Below are 20,320 nucleotides of genomic sequence, written 5' to 3'. Positions count from 1 at the left end.
ACCGTTTCGTCCTTATCCCCTGGCGAGCGTCAGCACCCGCGTAATCCCTGCCGCGCCTTCCGTGGCGCCCAGCAACTCGACCCGTCCTTCCTCGATGACCGACACCCGCCCGGCCCCGAACCTGTCGCCCTCGCGCAGCATGTGCAGCGTCGAGCCCAGGTGGACCAACGCCACCCAGCCCTCGCGATCACGCAGATGCCCGACCAGTCGCGCCTGGTCCGCTGCAACACCGCCCCCGGCAAGCGCCGGCACATCCACCCTCTCGAACGGATTGCGGGGTACCATCGCCGCCGTCCCGCCCGACGCCTGCGTGCCTTGCGCGTCGACAGCGCGATACGCCTGCAGGCGCAGGCTCATACGCAGCACACCGGACAACTGCTCGCCCGCCGCAGTCAGATCCAGCTCGTGTACCGTCACCAGCTTGTCCAGCCCGCCGAGCCCGGAAAGGAACCGGCTCAGGGAGCGGTACTCACCCGATACCTGCAATTGCAGCGGCAGCTCGACATGATTCGGTTGCACCTGCGCCTCCAGGGCCGTGACCTGCTCGAAGGACAGCCCACTGCCGAGGCGGGCCAGGCTCTGCAACAGGCTCGCCAGGCCATCATCGTCGAACAGCTCACTGCGCGCCTGGCTCAGGTCATCCTGCAGTTGCGCCACCTTTTCCCGATGGGCTGCCAGTGCATCCGCCTCAGCGGATCGTGTTTGCCACTGCTGTTGCAGCTCACTGTGCCGGGCCTGCACGCCGGCAAGCGCTTCGAGCTGCGCGCGACCGTAAAGGCCATAGACCAGAGCCGGAACCAGCGACAGGCACAGGCCCAGCAGCGCAGCCTTTATCGGCAACGACCAACGCAACAGCGCCCGCCAGTCCACGGCGCCATCGATGAATGAAAGGCTCATGACGACTCCCGCGATTGGAGACTGACCATCAGGCGAAACCGCTCGCCTGCCGGGGAAGACACCAGTTCCTGCAGGTCTGGCGCTTCCAGTCCGGGCGCCTGCCGCAGGTTACGCAGCAGTTGCGCCACCTCCGCCCCACCACGGGCGACTCCGGACAAGTGCAGCTCGTCGTCGGCCAGCTGCAGCCCATCGAGCCAGGCGCCAGGCGGAACGATCTCCATCAGGCGCGACAACAGGTCGCCTGCCGGCCGCCCCTTGTCCCGCAAGCGCTGCAACTCACTCCATTGGCCAAGCAGCTCGTCGCGGCGCTCGCGCAGCACCGAGACCTGTTCGAGATCACCGGCCAGCCCGGCGATGCGCTGCGCCAGGCGGGTGCTGACCTCGGACTGACGCTCCATCTGCCGGTCCAGCCAGGCGGCAGCCACCAACGAAGCCAGCGCCCCGACCAGCAGACTGGCGCCAAGCAGTCCCTGCCAGCAGCGAATCGCCCGGCGCCGACGCCATTCGCGCCAAGGCAGAAGGTTGATCCCTGGCATCAGCAATATCCTCGCAGCGCCAATCCACAGGCCACGCCGAGCAACGGCGCAGCCTGGTCCAGCCCTTCATGGTCCTGCTGCGAGGCAAGCAGGCCGGCCAGGGGATCGAAGGGCCGGGTCGCGATACCCAGGCGTTGCTGCAGGTGCTCGGCAAGCCCTTCCCGCCCGGCATCGACACCCGCCAGCCAGAGCTGGTCTGGCATCGCGCCGGGCTCACGCAGCAGGCACTGGTCGACGAAGTCCGCCAGCTCTTCGAGAACCGGCTCCCGCGGCAGCTGGCGCTCGCTGAACGACAGCGAGCCGTCCATGCGAAAGCCATGGAATACCCAGTAATCGACTTCCACCAACACCAGTGCCGACAACCCCGGCGCCTGCCGGGCCAGCACCCGCTGCCAGGCATGACTGTCGATGTCGACGATTCGGGCGCGCAGCCCTGCCAGGCCCATGACCCGCTCCAGGCTGTCCAGCCACTCCTGGCGACAGGCGCTGAAGGCCACGTTGAGCATGCCTGGCGTACCGGGCACGACGCGGTAATCCAGGGCCGCCTCCTCCACCGCGAAGGGGATGAACTGTTCCGCTTCGTCCCGCAGCCGTTCGTCGATTTCCTCATCATCCAGCCCCGGCGGCATGGCCACCGAATGCTGGATCACCGCTGCCGCCGGAACCGCCAGCGCGGCCTCCCGGGCGCTCGCACCGCTGCGCGCCAGCGCCCTGCGCAACGCCTCGGCCACGCCCTCGTGCGCAACTATCCGGCCATCCGCCAGGGCACCCGGCGGCAGCGCCTCGATGGCCCAGCCACGCAGCCCCAACCCGCTCGGACGGCGCTCAAGCTGCAGCAACCTCACCGCGCCGGAGGCAATTTCCACCCCCAACAGTGAACCGGCATCCCTTCCTGTACGTCCAAACATCCTGTTTTCCTCGTTCTGCCCTGAAAAAAGGCGACAAGCCGCCGTCCTGGCGAAGGCGGCAGCGGCCCACCTTGACACCCGGTGCAAATCACGCGGGAAAGTGAAAATTGCTTATAATGCCGAGCGCTGTGCGACACGTGTAACGTGTCTCCCGTCCCAAGCTGTAGGGTCAGCTTGAGAGATTCCCAAAGGAATCAAATACTTGGGTATCCATCCCCTTGAACCAAAACCCGCCCAGAGGTCCCTCGCCTTAAAGGACTTGCCGCAGCGGCGGTGGCAAAACCCCTAGGTCGCTGAGCACTCGGAAGCGCGACTGCGGACCGATTTCATCGGTCTTGGAGTGCCATTCGTCGGAAAGTGATATGTACGAAATGAGTCATGACACATTTGGCATCATTTGCCTCACTAGCCTCCTAATCTTTTGCTTAGGGCTGGCAACGTGGGCCAACTGGTCAGAGGTCAAGAAACTTTTCAAACGGTCACCTCCACGACACTAACTCAAGCCCTTGCGGCTTCAACCCTCGCGGGAGAAATCCCCGCTGGGGTTTCTCCTGCCTCAAAACAGGAGTAACCCAACCTAAGTGAGCCGCCACAGCGGTCCCCACTTCTTCCAAACGGAGACATGAGCGAAAGCTCTGTCTGTCATTGTCCAACCATCGCTAATACAGGATGGCAGCGGACTCGTTGTGCGACCAACGGTAGCCTACGACGGCGTGCATCACTAGTAATGGTGGTGTTCGAAGCCCGTCCGACAATGTAGCCCCCCTTCAAGGGGTGCCGCTCTCCTGCGAGGGAGGCGGTAGATACTCGGAGCAGTACCGGGTTGAGGCGCTAGGCTGACTGGTATGGACAACATACGTGAACTGCTAATAAACACCGTAAGCATTACCAAGCCAAAACTGCTGTTAGGCTTGAACCAAAAGGTACGCGGTCGGTTATCTCCGTGGCGCTTGGGGATACGTCGCCTCATATGATCGCCGGTGAAAAGGCAGGTCCTAACCCAGTCGTGTGACAGATAGGGAACGTGGTAAGCCCGTATCGCTGCCCTTGGGCAGGTGAACCGTAAGGGACACTGTTAGCGGTGCGGGTATGGGATCGCAGAGAAAGCGAATGCCAGGCTGTAATGGCCTGGATAGGGGTTGGAACATCACCCCACGGGAAAACCGGGCAGACTTCTGCGTGGTCTTCCATCGCAATAACTCTGACTGAGACCGTCTCATTAACTTCAGGGCCTAGCTCCAATTGGCCCTTGATAACCCTACCCTGACGGGGTGCATGCACCCCTCAGGGGGTACGTGCGCCTTCCGCTCGGGTGGTTTCACTTTGAGAGGAAAGCAGCATGATAGAGCTCAGCCAGCAAGGTGAGTCTGCGCTTTCCGGCACTCCGCAACAGTGGCACGACGTCGATTGGCGCCGAGCCCAGCGGAATGTCCGGGGAATGCAGATGCGAATTGCGAAGGCTTGTCGGGAAGGCAAATGGCGCAGAGTCAAATCTCTGCAACGGATGCTCACCCGCTCGAAGTCGGCCAGATACTTGGCTGTACGGAGAGTCACGGAAAATCAGGGGGGCCGCACGGCGGGAGTCGATAAGCAACTCTGGGATACACCCAACGCAAAATGGAATGCGGTTGGTCAGTTGAAGACGCGGGGATACAAGGCTCGGCCACTACGGCGAGTCTACATCCCGAAGTCGGATGGACGGGAACGCCCACTGGGTATACCGACCATGACGGACAGAGCCATGCAAGCGCTGTATATGCTGGCTCTGTCCCCCATCGCTGAAACCCGAGGCGACCCGAATAGCTACGGCTTCAGGATCGAACGTTCCACGGCGGATGCGATGGCGCAGTTGTTCTTGTGTCTATCCAAACGGGCTTCGGCCTGCTGGGTATTGGACGCAGACATCGAAGGGTTCTTCGACAACATCAACCACGACTGGCTGTTAAGAAATGCCCCAACGGAAACACGGGTGCTGCGGCAATGGTTAAAGGCCGGGGTCATCCACAAGGGGCAGCTACACGCAACGGATGCAGGTACGCCGCAAGGGGGGATTATCTCCCCGACGCTGGCAAATCTGGCACTGGATGGTCTGGAAACGCTCCTCAAGGAATACCTGGGAGTGACAAGGGCGAAAAAGCTGAAGGTGAACGTGGTGCGATACGCCGACGACTTCGTGATCACAGGGGCCTCTCCGGAGGTGCTGGAGAATGAAGTAAAACCTTGGGTAGAGCAGTTCCTCGCAACGCGCGGGCTACGGTTGTCACTCAAGAAAACGCGCATCGTCCACATCGACGAAGGCTTTGACTTCCTTGGCTGGAATTTCCGGAAGTACGACGGAACGTTACTGATCAAGCCGAACAAGAAGAACGTCAAGGCGTTCTACAGCAAGATCAGAGAGGCAATCGACTCTCACAAGACGGTCAAGCAGGAGGATCTGATCCGACTGCTCAACCCGAAACTGAGGGGCTGGGCGCTGTACCATCAACCAGTCGTCGCGAAACAGGCTTACAGCCGAATGGACCACAGAGTGTTTATCAAACTCTGGCGTTGGGCGAAGAGGCGACACCCTAACAAGTCCCTCGACTGGGTAAGGAAGAAGTATTTCCGGACCTCAGGAGACAGGAGCTGGGTGTTTGCCACCACAGTGGTAGATGCAGACGGAGGTAAAAGGGAGGTCGAGCTGTACTCGCTCGCGAGTACTCCGATCGAGCGACACAAAAAGGTGAGTGGGGATTACAACCCCTACGATCCCGCCATGGAGGCTCAAGGCGAGAAACTGCGGATGGACCGGATGCTGAGCAAGCTCAAATACCGGAAACAAATCGGCAGCCTCTTTGCCAGTCAAAATGGACTGTGTCTGCTGTGTAAGCAACCGATTACCAGAGAGACAGGGTGGCATGACCACCACGTCGTACACCGCTCCCTCGGCGGTGGAGACGAACTGGCCAATCGGGTACTCTTACACCCTAACTGCCACAACCAACTGCATACTCGTGGCCTGCACGTGAACAAACCGGCTTCCATCGGAAGCTTAGCGAAGGCTTGAGCCGTATGCGCTGAAAGGCGCACGTACGGTTCTTAGGGGGGAGTCAGCCAGGAATGGCTGGCTCCCACCCGACTTTTCCGGCCCGTCAGGCCCGGCGCCCCACTCAAAACTCCAACTGGACACCCCAACGCCTTGATACGCCTGCTGAAGTTCTTCTGGTGGTCTTTCGTCGCAGTCATTAGCGCAGCCGTCCTCGGTCTGAGCGGCGCGTTTCTGTATCTTAGTCCCAGCCTGCCGTCGGTCGAGGCGCTGCGTAGCATCCAGTTGCAGATACCGCTGAGGGTCTACAGCAGTGACGGCAAGCTGATCGCCGAATTTGGCGAAATGCGGCGGTCTCCAATCCGTTTCGCGGATATTCCCCCACACTTCATTCAGGCATTGCTGTCAGCCGAGGACGATAATTTCCTCAACCACTACGGCGTCGACCCCAGCAGCCTGATGCGCGCCGCCACCCAGTTGGTCAAGTCCGGGCATATCCAGACCGGCGGCAGCACCATCACCATGCAGGTAGCGAAGAACTTCTTCCTGACCAGCGAACGCAGCTTCTCGCGCAAGACCAACGAGATCCTCCTGGCCCTGCAGATCGAACGCGAGCTGACCAAGGACGAGATCCTCGAGCTGTACGTCAACAAGATCTACCTGGGCAACCGCGCCTACGGCATCGAGGCGGCGGCCCAGGTGTACTACGGCAAGTCGATCCGCGACATCAGCCTGGCGCAGATGGCGATGATCGCCGGCCTGCCCAAGGCGCCGTCGCGCTTCAACCCGCTGGCCAACCCGGCACGGGCCAAGGAGCGCCGCGACTGGATCCTCGGGCGCATGTACAAGCTGGGCAAGATCGACGAGGCCAGTTACCAGGCCGCACTCGCCGAGCCACTGAACGCCAGCTACCACGTGCCGACCCCGGAAGTGAACGCGCCGTACATCGCCGAGATGGCCCGCGCCGAGATGGTCGGCCGCTATGGCAGCGACGCCTACACCGAAGGCTTCCGCGTGACCACGACGGTTCCGAGCAACCTGCAGGAAATCGCCAACAACGCGGTGCTCGACGGCCTGACCAACTATGACCAGCGCCACGGCTACCGTGGCCCCGAGTCGCGCCTGCCGGGCAAGACCCGCGCCGCCTGGCTGCAGGAGCTGGGCAAGCAGCGCAACATGGGCGGCCTGGAGCCGGTCATCGTCACCCAGGTCGAGAAGACCGGCCTGCGCGTCCTGACCCGCTCCGGCGAGGAAGCGACCGTGGCCTGGGACACCATGAAATGGGCCCGTCCGTTCCTCAACACCAACAGCCAGGGCCGCGCGCCGCAGCAGCCGGGCGATGTCGCCCAGATCGGCGACCTGGTCCGGGTACGCCACATGCCTGATGGCCACCTGGCCTTCAGCCAGGTGCCGGGCGCGCAGAGCGCGCTGGTGACCCTGGACCCGAACAACGGTGCGATCCGCGCCCTGGTCGGCGGTTTCTCCTTCGAGCAGAGCAACTACAACCGTGCCATGCAGGCCAAGCGCCAGCCAGGCTCCAGCTTCAAGCCATTCGTCTACAGCGCCGCGCTGGACAACGGCTACACCGCCGCCAGCCTGGTCAACGACGCGCCGATCGTGTTCGTCGACGAGTACCTGGACAAGGTCTGGCGCCCGAAGAATGACACCAACACCTTCCTCGGCCCGATCCGCATGCGCGAGGCGCTGTACAAGTCGCGCAACCTGGTGTCGATCCGCTTGCTGCAGAGCATGGGCGTGGACAGCACCATCGACTACATCGCCAGGTTCGGTTTCAACAAGCAGGACCTGCCGCGCAACCTGTCCCTGGCTTTGGGCACCGCGACCCTGACGCCGATGGAAATCGCCACCGGCTGGAGCGCCTTCGCCAACGGCGGCTACAAGATCAGCCCGTACCTGATCGAGCGCATCGAGAGCCGCAACGGCGAGACCCTGTTCACCGCCAACCCGGCGCGGGTGCCGAGCGGCCACGAGGCTGCTGCCGGCATCGCCGCGCCGCAGGTCCAGCCGATTGCTACCGATGCCCAGCCAGCCCCGTCCGGGCTGCCGCAAGCGCCACAGATCGCCGAGCGGATCATCGATGGCCGCACCAGCTACATCCTCACCAGCATGCTGGAAGACGTGATCAAGCGCGGCACTGGCCGTCGCGCCCTGGCCCTGGGCCGTGGCGACCTGGCGGGCAAGACCGGGACCACCAACGACTCCAAGGACGCCTGGTTCTCCGGCTACAACGCCGACTACGTGACTACCGTGTGGACTGGCTTCGACCAGCCGGAAACCCTGGGCCGTCGTGAGTACGGCGGCACCGTGTCGCTGCCGATCTGGATGAACTTCATGGGCCCGGCGCTGAAGGACCGGCCGGAACATCGCTTGCCGGAGCCGGAAGGCATCCTCAGCCTGCGCATCGACCCGGTGAGTGGCCGTGCGGCAACGCCAAGCACGCCAAATGCGTATTTCGAGCTGTTCAAGGCTGAAGACACGCCACCGTCGGTGAACGAACTGGGCAACGGCAGTGCGCCGGGCAGCCCGCTGCCGGCGGATGAGGCGGCGCCGATGGATCTGTTCTGACCCTCAGGTACCGCCAGCTTCCACAGGAACCAAGTGCACCGTGGACCTTGTGGGAGCTGGCTTGCCAGCGATGAGGGGCTGAAGAGCACAGCAAATCTCCAGCCCAAACAAAAAGCCCCGACTCTCACGAGCCGGGGCTTTTTGTTTGCAGCGTCAGCGGATCAACCGTTGAACACTTCATCCACGCTGTTCAGCGGGTAGTGCTTCGGATACGGCAGGGTCGCTACGCCGGACTCGATGGCCGCCTTGGCTACCGCGTCGGAAACGACGTTCAGCAGGCGTGGGTCCAGTGGCTTCGGAATGATGTAGCCACGGCCGTATTCCAGCGCGTCGACACCATAGGCCTCGCAGACTTCCTTCGGCACTGGCAGCTTGGCCAGGTCCTTCAGGGCGTTGGCGGCAGCGATCTTCATTTCTTCGTTGATGCGCTTGGCGCGAACGTCCAGGGCACCACGGAAGATGAACGGGAAGCCCAGTACGTTGTTGACCTGGTTCGGGTAGTCGGAACGACCGGTGGCCATGATCACGTCGCTACGGGTCGCGTGCGCCAGTTCCGGGGAGATTTCCGGATCCGGGTTGGAGCAGGCGAACACGATCGGGTTGGCGGCCATGGACTTCAGGCCTTCAGGGCTCAGCAGGTTCGGGCCGGACAGACCGACGAACACGTCAGCGCCATCCAGGGCATCGGCCAGGGTGCGCTTGTCGGTGGCGTGGGCGAACACGGCCTTGTACTGGTTCAGGTCGTCGCGGCCAGCGTGGATCACGCCGGAACGGTCGATCATGAAGATGTTCTCGACCTTGGCACCCATGCTCACCAGCAGCTTCATGCAGGAGATGGCGGCGGCGCCGGCGCCCAGGCAGACGATCTTGGCGTCGCCGAGGGTTTTGCCAGCGATTTCCAGGGCGTTGATCATGCCGGCTGCGGTAACGATCGCGGTGCCGTGCTGGTCATCGTGGAATACCGGGATGTCGCACTGTTCGATCAGGGCGCGCTCGATCTCGAAGCACTCAGGTGCCTTGATGTCTTCCAGGTTGATACCACCGAAGGTGATGGAGATGCGCTTGACGGTGTCGATGAAAGCCTGCGGGCTTTCCGAGTCGACTTCGATGTCGAACACGTCGATGCCGGCGAAACGCTTGAACAGAACACCCTTGCCTTCCATGACCGGCTTGGACGCCAGCGGGCCGAGGTTACCCAGGCCGAGGATGGCGGTACCGTCGGAGATCACTGCGACCAGGTTGCCCTTGCCGGTGTATTGGTATGCCAGCTCAGGATCGCGACCGATTTCACGCACCGGCTCGGCGACGCCCGGGCTGTAGGCCAGCGCCAGGTCACGGGCGGTTGCGGTCGGTTTGGTGAGCTCGACGCTCAGTTTCCCCGGACGAGGCTGAGCATGATATTCGAGAGCGGCGGTTTTCAGGTCTGACATGGTGGGCATTCCGCTTGTTTACTGTTCTGACGGACCGCCGAGGATACGCAAAGAGCAATGGGCCGACAAGACTGCCCGGTCACCAGTGTCAAGGCCTTTAACCTACGACTTTCAGCCAAGACCCGCGTAGTTCAAGGCTTTCGGTGTGTACAATCGACCTGAAAAATGTTCACAATTTTTTCAGCTTCCGATCCTTTCCAGCATGCTCGCATCACTCAATGGCAGCAACCAGCGCTTTGCTTGGGCTGACGAGCCGCCGTTGCGGGAACGTTCCAGCACCCAGCCGCGGACTTCGACCCGCTGCCCCTTGAGGCCAGAGGTAAAGGAAAGAGGAACACCACGCGGTACGCTCACCACCAGCGAACGATCGATTTCCAGGCGAATGGCACCACGATGGCGACTGATCGCGCTGACCTTGCCACCGACCACGGCAAACCCGGGGCGGCGCAGGTCGCTCGCCATGACCGGTGACTGGGTGCGCCACAGGCCAATGCGCGCCTTGCGCGCGGCCTGTTCCGCGCGGCGCTGGCAGACCACCAGGCGGTTGTTCGGCGCCACCGCCACCCGGTAGCCAAGACCCTCGCCGAGCAGGCGAGCCGCCAGATTGTCGCCAGAGCGGGCGTACACATGGGCCAGGGTGCGGCCATATTTGTCACGGGACTCACGCCCCGCCACCAGGTCGACCCGACCACCGCTCTCTCGCACCAGGACGGCCAGGCGCCGACGAGCGGTTTCGCCCAGTGCTTCACCAGGCTTGCCCTTGCGCCCGATTTCCGGGGTATTGATGCCGATCAGGCGCACGCTGCGGCCATCGGCCAGGCGCAGGGTGTCGCCATCGATCACCCGGCGCACCTCCGCCGTCTTCGGCGCCAGCGGTGCCGGGCAGAAGGCCAGGGCCGGCGCCTGCCAGATCGCGGCCATAAAAAAAGCGCCCACAAGGGGCGCTTTCTTCAGCAACGTGGGTAAACCCACGCGCACTCTTACTTCTTGGCGCCGAACATGCCGAAACGGTCGGCGAACTTCTGTACGCGGCCGCCGGTGTCCAGGACTTTCTGCTTGCCGGTGTAGAACGGGTGGCACTCAGAGCAAACGTCGATCGACAGAGGCTTGGCCAGAGTCGAACGGGTTTCGAATTTGTTGCCGCAGCTGCAGGTGACTGCAACGGCTTCGTAAGTCGGATGAATATCTGCTTTCATGGTGCTTTCCTCGACTGCGTGCCGCCACCCAACACCATTGTTGAATACCGCACGTAATTAGGCGGCGAATAATACCAGAGGCGCTCATCAACGCAAGATGTCGCTCGTACCAACCGTCGTCTGCTAGGCTCGCCAGCATCTGGAATCATCCCTACAGAGTACTCTCCGCGTGTCCGACGTCATTCTTCGCCTTGCCCTGCCCTCGCCGCTGCGGCGACTGTTCGACTACAGGGCCACGGCAAGCATGGCCCGCCAGGCCTTGACGCCGGGCATGCGCGTGCGCGTGCCGTTTGGTCGGCGGGAGATGATCGGCATCCTCGTGGAAGTCGCCGAGCAGAGCGAAGTCCCGGCGGACAAGCTCAAGCCGGCGATCGCCCTGCTCGACCCGGTCTCGCCGCTGCCGCCGGCACTGTTCAAGCTGTGCCTGTGGACCGCGCAGTACTACCAGCACAGCCTCGGCGACACCCTTAGCTGGGCGCTACCGGTGCTGCTCCGCCAGGGCGAGCCGGCCGAGGCGCGCCAGGAACGTTTCTGGCAGATCGCGCCGAACGCCCGCTTCGACGACCCGCGCATCGCCCGTGCGCCGCGCCAGCGCGAGGCCCTGACCACCCTGGCCCAGCACCCCCACGGCGTCGCCCATGGCCTGCTGGGCAAGCTCGGCCTGAGCAAGGACAGCCTCGACCTGCTGCTGGCCAAGGAGCTGGTGCAGGTGGAAGTGCGCCGCCACGCCCCGCAGGCGCGCCACGAACACTGGCTGGCGCAGCCGGAACTGCCGCTGAACGATGAACAGCGCGCGGCCTTCCATGCGGTACGTGCCGGCTTCGATGATTTCCATGCCTTCCTGCTGGCCGGGGTCACCGGCAGCGGCAAGACCGAGGTCTACCTGCAACTGATCCGCGAGACCCTGGAGGCCGGCAAGCAGGCGCTGATCCTGATCCCGGAGATCAACCTCGGGCCGCAGACCCTGGCACGCTTCGAACAGCGCTTCAACGCCCGCATCGCGCTCCTGCATTCGGCGGTCAACGACCGCGAGCGCCTGGATGCCTGGCTCGCTGCCCGCGACGGCGAGGCCGACATCATCATCGGCACCCGCTCGGCGCTGTTCACCCCGATGAAGAACCCGGGCCTGATCATCATCGACGAGGAGCACGACGGTTCCTACAAACAGCAGGAAGGCCTGCGCTACCACGCCCGCGACCTGGCCCTGGTGCGCGCACGGCAGGAAAACATCCCGATCCTGCTGGGTTCGGCAACGCCGTCCCTGGAAAGCCTGCACAACGCCCACTCCGGTCGCTACGGCCTGTTGCGCCTGAACCACCGAGCCGGTGGCGCCCAGGCCCCGCGTTTCCTGCGCCTGGACGTGAAGAGCCGGCCCCTGGACAGCGGCATCAGCGGCCCGATGCAACAGGCCATCGCCCAGACCCTGGCCGCCGGCCAGCAGGTGCTGGTGTTCCTCAACCGCCGTGGCTTCGCCCCGACCCTGCTCTGCCACGATTGCGGCTGGCTGTCGGAGTGCCCGCGCTGCGATGCGCGGATGACGGTGCACCAGCGCTCCGGCGAATTGCGCTGCCATCATTGCGGCCATGAAGAACGTATCCCGCGCCAGTGCCCGCAATGCAGCCATGTCGACCTGCGCCCGGTAGGTGCCGGCACCGAGCGCGCCGAAGAGCGCCTGAGCATCCTGTTCCCCGACTACCCGGTGCTGCGGGTCGATCGCGACAGCACCTCGCGCAAGGACGCAATGAACCAGCTGTTCAACACCATCCAGCGTGGCCAACCGTGCATCCTGGTGGGTACGCAGATGCTCGCCAAGGGCCATCACTTCCCGCGTGTGACCCTGGTGGCGATCCTCGATGCCGATGGCGGGCTGTTCTCCGGCGACTTCCGCGCCAGCGAGCGGATGGCGCAACTGATCGTCCAGGTCGCCGGCCGCGCCGGGCGTGCCGAAGAGCCGGGCAAGGTGATCATCCAGACCCACCTCGCCGACCATCCTTTATTGGTGCAACTCACCGAGGAAGGCTATTTCGCCTTCGCCGAGCAGGCCCTGAGCGAGCGCCGCGCCGCTGGCCTGCCGCCCTTCGCCCACCTTGCCCTGCTGCGCGCCGAAGCCCACAAGCCGGGGCAGGCGGAAGGTTTTCTCGACGAAGCCTGCTCCGCCGCCGAACGATTGCTGGCCGAACAGGGTCTGCATGGGATCGAATTGCTCGGCCCGGTGCCAGCACCGATGGAACGCCGTGCCGGGCGCTTCCGCGCGCAACTGCTGCTGCAAGCCAATGCCCGGGCGCCGCTGCACCGCCTGATCAGCGCCTGGCTGCTAGTGTTGGAGGGGCTGCCGAGCGGACGCCAGGTGCGCTGGTCGCTGGATGTGGACCCCGTCGACCTGTACTGATCCCGGCAGCAAAGGTTGGCAACCCATGCCCGGCAACGGATAATGCCCAGTTTTTCCACCTGCGCCTCGAAGCGCCACCGCGCTTGCGGTCGAAAGAGAATCCCATGAAAGACACCATTCGCCAGCTCATCCAGCAAGCCCTCACCCGTCTCACCGCCGAAGGTGTGCTGCCTGAAGGGCTGGCGCCGGCGATCCAGGTGGAGAACGCCCGGGACAAGACCCATGGCGATTTCGCCAGCAACATCGCCATGATGCTGGCCAAGCCGGCCGGCATGAAGCCGCGCGACCTGGCCGAGAAGATCATCGCCGCGCTGCCGGCCGACCCGCAGGTGAGCAAGGTCGAGATCGCCGGCCCCGGCTTCCTCAACTTCTTCCAGAACACCCAGGCCCTGGCTTCGCGCCTGGATGCCGCCCTGGCCGACGCCAAGCTGGGCGTGCACAAGGCCGGCGCGCAGCAAAAGGTAGTGATCGACCTGTCCGCGCCGAACCTGGCCAAGGAAATGCACGTCGGCCACCTGCGCTCCACCATCATCGGTGACGCTGTGGCGCGGGTCCTGGAATTCCTCGGCGACGAGGTGATCCGGCAGAACCACGTGGGCGACTGGGGCACCCAGTTCGGCATGCTTCTGGCCTACCTGGAAGAGAACCCTATCACCAGCGACGAGCTGTCGGACCTGGAAAACTTCTACCGCGCGGCGAAGAAACGCTTCGACGAGTCCAGCGAGTTCGCCGACCGCGCCCGCGGCCTGGTGGTCAAGCTGCAGGCCGGCGATGCCGAGTGCATGACCCTGTGGACGCGCTTCAAGGACATCTCGCTGTCGCACTGCCAGAAGACCTACGAGCTGCTCAACGTCAAGCTGACCATGGCCGACGTGATGGGCGAAAGCGCCTACAACGACGACCTGGCCAATGTGGTCAGCGACCTCAAGGCCAAGGGCCTGCTGGTGGAGAGCAACGGCGCCCAGTGCGTGTTCCTCGAAGAATTCAAGACCGCCGACGGCGAGCCGCTGCCGGTGATCGTGCAGAAGGCTGACGGCGGCTATCTCTACGCCACCACCGACCTGGCCGCCGTGCGCTACCGCAGCAACGTGCTGCACGCCGACCGCGCCTTGTACTTCGTCGACCAGCGCCAGGCCCTGCACTTCCAGCAAGTGTTCGAGGTGGCCCGCCGTGCCGGCTTCATCACTCACCCGATGCAGACCGAGCATATGGGCTTCGGCACCATGAACGGCGCCGACGGCCGTCCGTTCAAGACCCGTGACGGCGGCACCGTGAAGCTGATCGACCTGCTGACCGAAGCCAAGGAACGCGCCTACACCCTGGTGAAAGAGAAAAACCCGGAGCTGCCGGAAGACGACCTGCGCGCCATCGCCAAGGTGGTCGGCATCGGCGCGGTCAAGTACGCCGACCTGTCCAAGCACCGCACCAGCGACTACAGCTTCAACTTCGACCTGATGCTGAACTTCGAAGGCAACACCGCGCCGTACCTGCTCTACGCCTACACCCGCGTCGCCGGCGTGTTCCGCAAGCTGGGCAAGGACTTCAGCGAGGTAGACGGCCAGATCGTCCTGCAGGCCCAGCAGGAACAGGACCTGGCCGCGCGCCTGGCGCAGTTCGCCGAGACCCTCAACAACGTCGCCGAGAAAGGCACCCCGCACATCCTGTGCAGCTACCTGTACGACGTTGCCGGCCTGTTCTCCAGCTTCTACGAGAACTGCCCGATCCTTGCTGCCGACACCCCGGAACAACAGCAAAGCCGCCTGCGCCTGGCCGCCCTGACCGGTCGCACCCTGAAACAGGGCCTGGAGCTGCTGGGCCTGGAAACCCTGGAGCGCATGTAACTTGGCAGCCAAGAAAAAACCTGCGCCCAAGCGCGGCGCCAGTCGCAACCAGCCCGCGGCCAAGCAGCCGATTCCGGGCTGGATGTGGCTGGCGGCCGGCCTGACCATCGGCGCCTTCATCGTCTTCCTGATGAAGCTGGAGCCGGGCCGCGACGACGTGAAGCGGGAGAAGCCGGAACAGCAGCAGAAGGCCGAGAAGATCGCCGAAGCGAACAAGACTCCGCCCAGCCCGCAGCAGCCGGTGAAGCCTAAGTACGACTTCTACACCCTGCTGCCGGAATCGGAAGTGATCGTGCCGCCCGAGGCCGTGCCGGAGAAAACCCCGCCAGTACCGGCGCAACCCCCGGTAACCCCGGCGGAAGCGGCGAAGATCGACACGGCCCGTGCCCAGGCCGCGCTCAACGGCGAGACCCCGCCGCCGGCGCCACCGGTGGTCAAGCCGGCGGCCACCACGCAGTTCTATCTGCAAGCCGGTTCGTTCCGCAAACAGGCGGATGCGGACAAGGTCCGCGCGCAGATCATCCTGCTGGGGCAGTCGGTGCAGGTGGAGTCCGGCACGGTCAAGGAAGAGACCTGGTACCGGGTGCTGGTCGGCCCGTTCAGCAACCGCGAACAGCTGACCGTGGCGCAGAAGCAGCTCTCCGGCAGCGGCTTCAACAACCTGCTGCTGCAGCAGCGCCAGCTTCGCCAGTAGTCGAGCCACCCGCAAACGAAAAGGCCCTGATCATCATCAGGGCCTTTTTTCTTAGTAGCGCCCTTGGGCGTTCTTGATCGAGATCTGCGTGTTCAACGTCCACAGGTCGTAGAGGATGCCGACCAGGAACAACCCACCGGTGAACAGGTAGATCACACCGGTGATCCACTTGCCCTGGTACATCCGGTGCACGCCGAACACGCCGAGGAAGGTCAGCAGCAGCCAAGCGATGTTGTAGTCCAGGGCGCCGGGCTGGAAGCGCAGGTCGGCCTCGCGGTCCATGGCCGGGATCAGGAACAGGTCGATGATCCAGCCGATGCCAAGAAGACCCAGAGTGAAGAACCAGATGGTGCCGGTCACCGGCTTGCCGTAGTAGAAGCGGTGCGCACCAAGGAAACCGAAGATCCACAGCAGGTAGCCGAACAGCTTGCTGTGGGTGTCAGGACGTCCTGCCTGTTGATAACCGTTCATTCATAGCCTCGGAGGGTTAGGAAAAAATTTTCTAAGGAAAGATGTGACTTTTTGGGAACTTGCCGACAGATGACACTTTTGAGACGACCAGCGGATCAGAAATTGACCAAAAAGCTGTTATAAAGTTGCGCGCCAACACCATAAGAGCCTTGCCTAATGCGTTCATTTTTCAAGACATGGCTGACCATTTGCCTATTATTGCCACTGGCCGCCCACGCCACCAACCGTGAGCAACGTCTTCCCAACGGCTATGTCGGATACACCGCCAACGCCACGGCGGTCCGCTCGAACAAGAGCAGTGCCGCCAAGTCTCGTGCAACCCGCAGCAAGCACAGCGCCGTCATCCGCCAGGTCGCGCAGATGCCCGCCAGCCAGAGCAGCGATGTGCTCAGCCGTGCCGTCAACCAGTTGGGCACGCCCTATCGCTGGGGCGGCAGTACGCCGGGCAAGGGCTTCGATTGCAGCGGACTGGTGAAATACGCCTTCAACGATATCGACGAAGTCGACCTGCCACGCACCTCCAACGCCATGGCCAGCGGTCATGGGGTGAAAGTCGAGCGCGGCGACCTCAAGCCGGGCGACCTGCTGTTCTTCAACATCCGCAGCCGCCGGGTCAACCACGTGGCCATCTACCTGGGCAACGACCGCTTCATCCATGCCCCGCGTACCGGCAAGAACGTGACCATCGACACGCTGAACAAACCGTACTGGCAGAAGCACTATGTGGTGGCCAAGCGGGTGCTGCCGAAGGAACAGCAGCAACTGCGCCTGGCCAAGCGCTGATCCCAAACCCTGTTGGAGCTGGCAGGCCTGCTCCAACAGGGTCCCGCGTGATCTCAAATCCCCGCCAGCCAACCTCCCCAAACCCCGCCAAGCGGGTAGAATGCCCCGGACCCAAAAGCTGCTGGCATTCATTCCATGTCCACCATTGCCGACAACCTTTCCATCCTCGCCACCCGCATCCAGGCCGCTGCCACCGCAGCCGGGCGCGATCCGGCGAGCATCCAGCTACTGGCGGTGAGCAAGACCAAGCCCGCCGACGCGGTACGCGAAGCCTTCGCCGCCGGGGTCCGCGACGTCGGCGAGAACTATCTGCAGGAAGCCCTGGGCAAACAGGCCGAATTGACCGACCTGCCCTTGACCTGGCACTTCATCGGCCCCATTCAGTCGAACAAGACTCGCGCCATCGCCGAGCACTTCGACTGGGTACATTCGGTGGATCGACTGAAAATCGCACAACGCCTCTCGGAACAGCGCCCCGACCACCTGCCGCCGCTGAACCTGTGCCTGCAGGTCAACGTCAGTGGCGAGGACAGCAAGTCCGGCTGCACGCCGGAGGAACTGCCGGCCCTGGCCCAGGCCATCGCCGCCCTGCCGAAGCTGCGCCTGCGCGGCCTGATGGCGATCCCCGAACCCACCGACGACCGCGCCGCGCAGGATGCCGCCTTCGCCCGCGTGCGCGAACTGCAGGACAGCCTCGGACTGGGCCTCGACACCCTGTCCATGGGCATGAGCCATGACCTGGAAAGCGCCATCGCCCAGGGCGCGACCTGGGTACGCATCGGTACCGCGCTGTTCGGTGCCCGCGACTATGGCCAGGCCTGAACCATGCCTTTTCCCTTTTCTCCTCTCAAGGACCTGACATGAGCAAGACTCGTATTGCCTTTATCGGCGCCGGCAACATGGCCGCCAGCCTGATCGGCGGCCTGCGCGCCCAGGGCCTGGAAGCCGCGCAGATCCGCGCCAGCGACCCGGGTGCCGAGCAACGCGCGAAGATCCACGCCGAGCACGGCATCGACCTGTTCGAAAACAACGCCGAAGCCATCGATGGCGCCGACGTGGTGGTGCTGTCGGTCAAGCCGCAGGCGATGAAAGCCGTGTGCGAAGCCCTCAAGCCAAGCCTCAAGCCAGGCCAGTTGGTGGTTTCCATCGCTGCCGGCATCACCTGCGCAAGCATGAACAAGTGGCTCGGCGCCCAGCCGATCGTGCGCTGCATGCCCAACACTCCGGCCTTGCTGCGCCAGGGCGTGAGCGGTCTGTACGCGACCAGCGATGTCAGCGCCGAACAGCGCCAGCAGGCTGAGCAACTGCTGTCGGCAGTGGGTATCGCCCTGTGGCTGGACAGCGAAGCGCAACTGGACGCGGTCACTGCCGTCTCCGGCAGCGGCCCGGCGTATTTCTTCCTGCTGATCGAGGCGATGACCGCCGCCGGCGAGAAACTCGGCCTGTCCCGCGAGACCGCCTCGAAACTCACCCTGCAAACCGCCCTCGGCGCCGCGCACATGGCGACTTCCAGCGACGTCGACGCCGCCGAACTGCGCCGCCGCGTGACCTCGCCGAACGGCACCACCGAAGCGGCCATCAAATCGTTCCAGGCCGACGGTTTCGAAGCTCTGGTGGAAAAGGCGCTGGGCGCCGCGGCACATCGCTCGGCCGAGATGGCCGAACAACTGGGCAATTAAGGAGCCTTCAATGATCGGACTGAGTACCGCCGCCGTCTTCATCCTGCAGACCCTGGGCAGCCTGTATCTGCTGGTGATCATGCTGCGCTTCATCCTGCAGCTGGTCCGCGCCGACTTCTACAACCCGCTGAGCCAGTTCGCCGTGCGCGCCACCCAGCCGCTGCTCAAGCCGATGCGCCGGATCATCCCGAGCCTGTTCGGCCTGGACATGTCCTCGCTGCTGCTGGCGGTGATCGTGCAGATGCTGCTGATGGGCGTGATCCTCATGCTGCTCTACGGCACCTTCGGCAATCCGGTGCAACTGCTGATCTGGTCGCTGATCGGGGTGACCGCGCTGTTCCTCAACATCTTCTTCTATGCGCTGATCATCAGCGTGATCCTGTCCTGGGTCGCGCCGCGCAGCCACAACCCGGGTGCCGAGCTGATCAACCAGATCTGCGATCCGTTCCTGGCACCCTTCCGCCGCATCCTGCCGAACCTCGGCGGCCTGGATATCTCGCCGATCCTGGCGTTCATGGCGCTGAAGCTGATCGACATGCTGGTGATCAACAACCTGGCGGCGATGACGGCGATGCCGGAAGTGCTGCGTCGCCTGATCTGACGGCAACAGGGACAGGTGCGGGGGATTCACCGGAGCGGTGAATCCCCCACATGCACCCTGGACTCACAACCCTTGGCACATTGCTTGCCGCTTGCCCCCAGTGGTCTTTAGACTTACGCCTCTTTCACGCGTGAGCAGGGTCGATGTCCACTGTCCTTCCCGAAGATTCCGTCGGTCTGGTAACACCGCAAATCGCCCGGTTCGATGAACCGCTGGCCCTCGCCTGTGGCCGCTCGCTGGCCTCCTACGAGCTGATCTACGAAACCTACGGCACGCTCAACAGCGCGGCCAGCAACGCCGTGCTCATCTGCCACGCGCTGTCCGGCCATCACCATGCCGCGGGCTACTACAGCAGCGAAGACCGCAAGCCGGGCTGGTGGGACAGCTGCATCGGCCCGGGCAAGCCGATCGACACCAACCGCTTCTTCGTGGTCAGCCTGAACAACCTCGGCGGCTGCAACGGCAGCACCGGTCCGAGCAGCCTCAACCCGGCGACCGGCAAGCCCTACGGCGCCGACTTCCCGGTACTGACCGTGGAAGACTGGGTACACAGCCAGGCACGCCTGGCCGATCGCCTCGGCATCCAGCAATGGGCCGCGATCGTCGGCGGCAGTCTCGGCGGCATGCAGGCACTGCAGTGGACCATCACCTACCCGGATCGCGTCCGTCACTGCGTGGACATCGCCTCGGCGCCCAAGCTCTCGGCACAGAACATCGCCTTCAACGAGGTGGCCCGCCAGGCCATCCTTACCGACCCGGAATTTCACGGCGGCTCGTTCCAGGACCAGGGCGTGATCCCCAAGCGCGGCCTGATGCTGGCGCGGATGGTCGGGCACATCACCTACCTGTCCGACGACTCCATGGGCGAGAAATTCGGCCGCGAACTGAAGAGCGACAAGCTCAACTACGACTTCCACAGCGTCGAGTTCCAGGTGGAAAGCTACCTGCGCTACCAGGGCGAGGAGTTTTCCGGACGCTTCGACGCCAACACCTACCTGCTGATGACCAAGGCGCTGGACTACTTCGACCCGGCGGCCAGCAAGGGCGGCGACCTGGCGGCGAGCCTGGCGCATGTCACGGCGGACTACTGCGTGATGTCCTTCACCACCGACTGGCGCTTCTCCCCGGCCCGCTCGCGGGAAATCGTCGATGCGCTGATCGCCGCGCGCAAGAACGTCTGCTACCTGGAGATCGACTCGCCTTACGGCCACGACGCCTTCCTGATCCCGACGCCGCGCTATATCCAGGGCTTCGCCAACTACATGAACCGCATCACCTGCTGAG

The 20,320-nt window shown here is 63.8% G+C and carries 17 protein-coding genes; 10 read left to right on the top strand and 7 right to left on the bottom strand.

Annotation, left to right across the window (positions count from 1 at the left end; translation table 11 throughout):
* Positions 1–12: 12 nt before the first annotated feature.
* Genes V0R59_RS07135 through pilM form a run of 3 tightly spaced genes read right to left on the bottom strand, consistent with a single transcriptional unit; the run spans position 13 to position 2,341 of the window.
* Positions 13–897: a type IV pilus inner membrane component PilO gene (locus V0R59_RS07135; protein ID WP_330073608.1), complete on the bottom strand. Its 885-nt coding sequence runs from the start codon at positions 895–897 to the stop codon at positions 13–15.
* A complete protein-coding gene (locus V0R59_RS07130; protein ID WP_330073609.1) occupies positions 894–1,433 on the bottom strand; it encodes a PilN domain-containing protein in 540 nt (179 codons plus the stop codon). Before V0R59_RS07130 ends, V0R59_RS07135 begins: the two co-directional genes overlap by 4 nt.
* Complete coding sequence (gene pilM / locus V0R59_RS07125) at positions 1,433–2,341, bottom strand: type IV pilus biogenesis protein PilM (protein ID WP_330073610.1); 909 nt, start codon at positions 2,339–2,341, stop codon at positions 1,433–1,435. The genes V0R59_RS07130 and pilM overlap by 1 nt, the downstream gene beginning before the upstream one ends.
* Before the next feature lie 1,339 nt (positions 2,342–3,680).
* Here pilM and ltrA point away from each other — a divergent pair.
* Positions 3,681–5,387 carry a group II intron reverse transcriptase/maturase gene (ltrA, locus tag V0R59_RS07120; protein WP_313116998.1) on the top strand — a complete coding sequence of 569 codons (1,707 nt, stop codon included), beginning with the start codon at positions 3,681–3,683 and terminating at the stop codon, positions 5,385–5,387.
* A gap of 135 nt (positions 5,388–5,522) precedes the next feature.
* Positions 5,523–7,952, top strand: coding sequence for a penicillin-binding protein 1A (locus V0R59_RS07115; RefSeq protein ID WP_375547344.1), 2,430 nt, complete (start codon positions 5,523–5,525; stop codon positions 7,950–7,952).
* A gap of 161 nt (positions 7,953–8,113) precedes the next feature.
* On the opposite strand, the gene V0R59_RS07110 is transcribed toward V0R59_RS07115, so the two are convergent.
* From V0R59_RS07110 to rpmE, 3 genes are all read right to left on the bottom strand, one after another.
* A complete protein-coding gene (locus tag V0R59_RS07110; RefSeq protein WP_330073612.1) occupies positions 8,114–9,382 on the bottom strand; it encodes a malic enzyme-like NAD(P)-binding protein in 1,269 nt (422 codons plus the stop codon).
* A gap of 180 nt (positions 9,383–9,562) precedes the next feature.
* Positions 9,563–10,303 (bottom strand): thermonuclease family protein, encoded by a 741-nt coding sequence (locus V0R59_RS07105; protein ID WP_330073613.1) that lies wholly within the window; start codon positions 10,301–10,303, stop codon positions 9,563–9,565.
* A gap of 59 nt (positions 10,304–10,362) precedes the next feature.
* Positions 10,363–10,578 (bottom strand): 50S ribosomal protein L31, encoded by a 216-nt coding sequence (rpmE, locus tag V0R59_RS07100; protein ID WP_330073614.1) that lies wholly within the window; start codon positions 10,576–10,578, stop codon positions 10,363–10,365.
* Between the two features lie 169 nt (positions 10,579–10,747).
* On the opposite strand from rpmE, the gene V0R59_RS07095 reads away from it, so the two are divergent.
* The 3 genes from V0R59_RS07095 to V0R59_RS07085 all read left to right on the top strand — a co-directional run bounded on the left by V0R59_RS07095 (position 10,748) and on the right by V0R59_RS07085 (position 15,502).
* Positions 10,748–12,967 carry a primosomal protein N' gene (locus tag V0R59_RS07095; protein WP_330073615.1) on the top strand — a complete coding sequence of 740 codons (2,220 nt, stop codon included), beginning with the start codon at positions 10,748–10,750 and terminating at the stop codon, positions 12,965–12,967.
* Between the two features lie 104 nt (positions 12,968–13,071).
* A complete protein-coding gene (argS, locus tag V0R59_RS07090) occupies positions 13,072–14,808 on the top strand; it encodes an arginine--tRNA ligase (RefSeq protein WP_330073616.1) in 1,737 nt (578 codons plus the stop codon).
* A 1-nt stretch (position 14,809) separates the two neighbouring features.
* Positions 14,810–15,502 (top strand): SPOR domain-containing protein, encoded by a 693-nt coding sequence (locus V0R59_RS07085; RefSeq protein WP_330073617.1) that lies wholly within the window; start codon positions 14,810–14,812, stop codon positions 15,500–15,502.
* Positions 15,503–15,553: 51 nt separating this feature from the next.
* Here the strand turns inward: V0R59_RS07085 and V0R59_RS07080 are convergent, their stop codons facing one another.
* Positions 15,554–15,973 (bottom strand): TM2 domain-containing protein, encoded by a 420-nt coding sequence (locus V0R59_RS07080; RefSeq protein WP_330073618.1) that lies wholly within the window; start codon positions 15,971–15,973, stop codon positions 15,554–15,556.
* Positions 15,974–16,129: 156 nt separating this feature from the next.
* Between V0R59_RS07080 and V0R59_RS07075 the strand changes: the two genes are divergently transcribed.
* The 5 genes from V0R59_RS07075 (at position 16,130) to metX (ending at position 20,319) form a co-directional block, all read left to right on the top strand.
* A complete protein-coding gene (locus tag V0R59_RS07075) occupies positions 16,130–16,756 on the top strand; it encodes a C40 family peptidase (RefSeq protein ID WP_330073619.1) in 627 nt (208 codons plus the stop codon).
* A gap of 135 nt (positions 16,757–16,891) precedes the next feature.
* On the top strand, positions 16,892–17,578 hold the full coding sequence (locus tag V0R59_RS07070) for a YggS family pyridoxal phosphate-dependent enzyme (RefSeq protein ID WP_330073620.1): 687 nt from the start codon (positions 16,892–16,894) through the stop codon (positions 17,576–17,578).
* Positions 17,579–17,616: 38 nt separating this feature from the next.
* Positions 17,617–18,435, top strand: coding sequence for a pyrroline-5-carboxylate reductase (gene proC, locus V0R59_RS07065; RefSeq protein WP_330073621.1), 819 nt, complete (start codon positions 17,617–17,619; stop codon positions 18,433–18,435).
* A gap of 10 nt (positions 18,436–18,445) precedes the next feature.
* The gene (locus V0R59_RS07060) at positions 18,446–19,036 is read left to right on the top strand and encodes a YggT family protein (protein ID WP_330073622.1); all 591 of its coding nucleotides are present in this window, start codon (positions 18,446–18,448) and stop codon (positions 19,034–19,036) included.
* A gap of 143 nt (positions 19,037–19,179) precedes the next feature.
* Entirely contained in the window at positions 19,180–20,319 is a 1,140-nt protein-coding gene (gene metX, locus V0R59_RS07055; RefSeq protein ID WP_330073623.1) for a homoserine O-succinyltransferase MetX, read from the top strand.
* Position 20,320: the final 1 nt, after the last annotated feature.

Origin of the sequence: Pseudomonas ulcerans (assembly GCF_036324125.1) — a bacterium.
GTDB lineage: Bacteria > Pseudomonadota > Gammaproteobacteria > Pseudomonadales > Pseudomonadaceae > Aquipseudomonas > Aquipseudomonas ulcerans.
Note: the sequence above shows the minus strand (reverse complement) of the source record. Positions and strands in the feature narration are given on the sequence as shown.

Excerpts from the sequence above, each read along its gene's own strand:
- V0R59_RS07130 (WP_330073609.1), bottom strand. The coding sequence starts at position 1,433 with ATGCCAGGGATCAACCTTCTGCCTTGGCGCGAATGGCGTCGGCGCCGG.
- argS (WP_330073616.1), top strand. The coding sequence starts at position 13,072 with ATGAAAGACACCATTCGCCAGCTCATCCAGCAAGCCCTCACCCGTCTC.
- V0R59_RS07105 (WP_330073613.1), bottom strand. The coding sequence starts at position 10,303 with ATGGCCGCGATCTGGCAGGCGCCGGCCCTGGCCTTCTGCCCGGCACCG.
- metX (WP_330073623.1), top strand. The coding sequence starts at position 19,180 with ATGTCCACTGTCCTTCCCGAAGATTCCGTCGGTCTGGTAACACCGCAA.
- V0R59_RS07080 (WP_330073618.1), bottom strand. The coding sequence starts at position 15,973 with ATGAACGGTTATCAACAGGCAGGACGTCCTGACACCCACAGCAAGCTG.
- ltrA (WP_313116998.1), top strand. The coding sequence starts at position 3,681 with ATGATAGAGCTCAGCCAGCAAGGTGAGTCTGCGCTTTCCGGCACTCCG.
- proC (WP_330073621.1), top strand. The coding sequence starts at position 17,617 with ATGAGCAAGACTCGTATTGCCTTTATCGGCGCCGGCAACATGGCCGCC.
- pilM (WP_330073610.1), bottom strand. The coding sequence starts at position 2,341 with ATGTTTGGACGTACAGGAAGGGATGCCGGTTCACTGTTGGGGGTGGAA.
- V0R59_RS07075 (WP_330073619.1), top strand. The coding sequence starts at position 16,130 with ATGCGTTCATTTTTCAAGACATGGCTGACCATTTGCCTATTATTGCCA.
- V0R59_RS07060 (WP_330073622.1), top strand. The coding sequence starts at position 18,446 with ATGATCGGACTGAGTACCGCCGCCGTCTTCATCCTGCAGACCCTGGGC.
- V0R59_RS07110 (WP_330073612.1), bottom strand. The coding sequence starts at position 9,382 with ATGTCAGACCTGAAAACCGCCGCTCTCGAATATCATGCTCAGCCTCGT.
- rpmE (WP_330073614.1), bottom strand. The coding sequence starts at position 10,578 with ATGAAAGCAGATATTCATCCGACTTACGAAGCCGTTGCAGTCACCTGC.
- V0R59_RS07135 (WP_330073608.1), bottom strand. The coding sequence starts at position 897 with ATGAGCCTTTCATTCATCGATGGCGCCGTGGACTGGCGGGCGCTGTTG.
- V0R59_RS07070 (WP_330073620.1), top strand. The coding sequence starts at position 16,892 with ATGTCCACCATTGCCGACAACCTTTCCATCCTCGCCACCCGCATCCAG.